Origin of the sequence: Shewanella sp. 4t3-1-2LB (assembly GCF_017368415.1) — a bacterium.
GTDB classification, from domain to species: domain Bacteria; phylum Pseudomonadota; class Gammaproteobacteria; order Enterobacterales; family Shewanellaceae; genus Shewanella; species Shewanella fodinae.
Genome location: NZ_JAFNJD010000117.1, coordinates 1 through 936, shown reverse-complemented (window position 1 = coordinate 936; position 936 = coordinate 1). Strand labels below are relative to the sequence as shown.

At 53.1% G+C, this 936-nt stretch carries 1 rRNA gene; it reads left to right on the top strand.

From position 1 onward, the window contains the following. Positions 1-936: ribosomal RNA gene (locus J3L11_RS18855) — 23S ribosomal RNA — on the top strand; the annotation flags it as partial.

The window sequence follows — 936 nt, the reverse complement described above, 5'->3', positions numbered from 1 at the left end:
TGCTAACTGCGATGGAGAGACGGAGAAGGCTAGGCCAGCGCGGCGTCGGTCGTCCGCGTTTAAGGTTGTAGGTAGTGTGCTTAGGCAAATCCGGGCACATAATACTGAGGGCTGATGACGAGTCACTAAGGTGATGAAGTGGTTAATGCCAAGCTTCCAGGAAAATCTTCTAAGCTTCAGGTTAGCAGGAATCGTACCCCAAACCGACACAGGTGGTCGGGTAGAGAATACCAAGGCGCTTGAGAGAACTCGGCTGAAGGAACTAGGCAAAATGGTACCGTAACTTCGGGAGAAGGTACGCTGCTGTTGGTGGAGGGACTTGCTCCCCGAGCTGACGGCAGTCGCAGATACCAGCTGGCTGCAACTGTTTATCAAAAACACAGCACTGTGCGAACTCGCAAGAGGAAGTATACGGTGTGACGCCTGCCCGGTGCCGGAAGGTTAATTGATTGGGTCATCTTCGGAGAAGCTCATGATCGAAGCCCCGGTAAACGGCGGCCGTAACTATAACGGTCCTAAGGTAGCGAAATTCCTTGTCGGGTAAGTTCCGACCTGCACGAATGGCGTAATGATGGCCAGGCTGTCTCCAGCCGAGACTCAGTGAAGTTGAAATTGCGGTGAAGATGCCGTATACCCGCGGCTAGACGGAAAGACCCCGTGAACCTTTACTATAGCTTGGCACTGAACATTGACCCTGCATGTGTAGGATAGGTGGGAGACTATGAAGATGGGACGCCAGTCCTGTTGGAGTCGACCTTGAAATACCACCCTTGCAGTGTTGATGTTCTAACCTTGGCCCCTTATCGGGGTTAGGGACAGTGCCTGGTGGGTAGTTTGACTGGGGCGGTCTCCTCCTAAAGCGTAACGGAGGAGCACGAAGGTTGGCTAAGTACGGTCGGACATCGTACGGTTAGTGTAATGGCACAAGCCAGCTTA